This window comes from Actinoplanes sp. NPDC051633, assembly GCF_040681735.1.
GTDB lineage: Bacteria > Actinomycetota > Actinomycetes > Mycobacteriales > Micromonosporaceae > Actinoplanes.
Genome location: NZ_JBFAZH010001493.1, coordinates 1 through 1,606, shown reverse-complemented (window position 1 = coordinate 1,606; position 1,606 = coordinate 1). Strand labels below are relative to the sequence as shown.

The 1,606-nt window shown below is 72.5% G+C and carries 3 protein-coding genes; 2 read left to right on the top strand and 1 reads right to left on the bottom strand.

The window, feature by feature from the left end:
• On the bottom strand, positions 1-509 hold a 509-nt coding region (locus AB0M20_RS42430), incomplete at its 3' end, for a DUF4037 domain-containing protein (RefSeq protein WP_364307065.1).
• A gap of 90 nt (positions 510-599) precedes the next feature.
• Here AB0M20_RS42430 and AB0M20_RS42425 point away from each other — a divergent pair.
• Positions 600-1,010: a YciI family protein gene (locus tag AB0M20_RS42425; RefSeq protein ID WP_364307064.1), complete on the top strand. Its 411-nt coding sequence runs from the start codon at positions 600-602 to the stop codon at positions 1,008-1,010.
• Positions 1,003-1,606, top strand: a 604-nt coding sequence (locus AB0M20_RS42420) for a sigma-70 family RNA polymerase sigma factor (RefSeq protein ID WP_364307062.1), incomplete at its 3' end; no start/stop codon positions are given. The genes AB0M20_RS42425 and AB0M20_RS42420, both read left to right, overlap by 8 nt.

Genomic DNA, 1,606 nt, shown 5'->3' with positions numbered 1-1,606 from the left:
ATCAGCTCCCGCACCAGCCGGCCCGCGATCAGCCGCGATCCGAGGTCGTCGCCGGTCGAACCCGTACGCCCGACAAAAGGCTCCTCCTGCGCCACCCGCAGCCAGCCCGCCGCCAGCGCATACCGCCACACGTCGTCCGGGTACCACCGCAGCGCCGCCCGCCGCCGGGCCAGCTCGCCGGCCGGGTCGTGGAACACCGCGCCGGCGGTCAGCGTCGCCAGGATCTGCGTCGGCGACCGCAGCCAGTCCGCCACCCCCATCCCCCGCGCCGGATCCACGCCGAGCTGCGCGGCGAAGAAGTCCCCGGCACTCTCCCCGGGAACCTCCCGGAAGATCAGCACGCGCTCACCGAAGGCGTGATCGGCCGACACGTCGTCGTCGTACCCCAGCACCTCGGACCCCGGCCCGAGCAGGGCCGCGGCGTGCGGCACCCCGCTCAACCCCGGCGCCACCTCGCGCTCGTAGTACGCCCTCGCCAGCTCGATCCCCGTCACCGCACCAGAACTCACCGCGCCAAAATAGTGTCCGGCCGGATGTCGAGGACAGCGATATAGCTTCGTCCCCGGGGTGCAAGCAGTCACGCAACGAGGGAGACCGACATGCCGAAGTACCTGATCATCGTGGACCACCAGCCCGGCGCCGTGGACACCCCGATGGACCAGTGGCGCCCCGAGGAGGTCAGCGCGCACATGGACTACTACGCCGCGCTGAACAAGGAACTGACCGAGAGCGGGGAGCTGGTCAGCCACCACGCCCTGACCGGACCCGAGCTGGGCAGGACGGTCACCGCGGGCACCGGCGCGCCGGTCGTCACCGACGGCGTCTTCCCCGAGTCGAAGGAGGTGTTGGCCGGCTTCCAGCTGGTCGACGTCGAGTCGGAGGAGCGGGCGATCGAGATCGCCGCGCTGGTCTCCCGGGTGCCGGGCCCCGGCGGCGTGCCCCTGGAGCAGCCCGTCGGGGTACGCCGCGTCATGGACGACGCCGACTTCGAGCAGCTCACCGGTGCCTGATCGGGTCATCGAGGACCTGCTGCGCGACTGCGCGCCGCAGGTCCTCGGGGTGCTCACCCGCCGCTACGGCGACTTCGCAGCCGCCGAGGACGCCACCCAGGAGGCGTTGATCGCCGCCGCCACGCACTGGCCCGGCGACGGTGTGCCGGGCAATCCGCGCGGGTGGCTGATCCAGACCGGCGCCCGCAAACTGCTCGATCAGCGCCGCAACGAGCAGGCCCGGCGGCGGCGCGAGGAGCTGGCGGCGTTGCGGGAGGTGCCGTCGGAGGCCCTGGAGTTCGACGATTCGCTGACGCTGCTGCGGATGTGCTGCCATCCGGCGTTGAGCGCGCCGTCGCAGATCGCGCTGACGCTGCGCGCGGTGGGTGGACTGACGACGGCGGAGATCGCGCGGGCGTTCCTGGTCCCCGAGGCGACGATGGCGCAGCGGATCAGCCGGGCGAAGCAGACCATCAGGCGGGCTGTGGACGACGCGGCGAAAACGTCGTACCCGGGCGCTACATTGCGACCCACCCAGTGCCGGGGTGGGGGTGGCGGCGGGGCCCGCGCCGCCGCCGGGGATGATGTTGGCGCGGTCCGGCGAGTGCGGTACCTGA

Excerpts from the sequence above, each read along its gene's own strand:
- AB0M20_RS42425 (WP_364307064.1), top strand. The coding sequence starts at position 600 with ATGCCGAAGTACCTGATCATCGTGGACCACCAGCCCGGCGCCGTGGAC.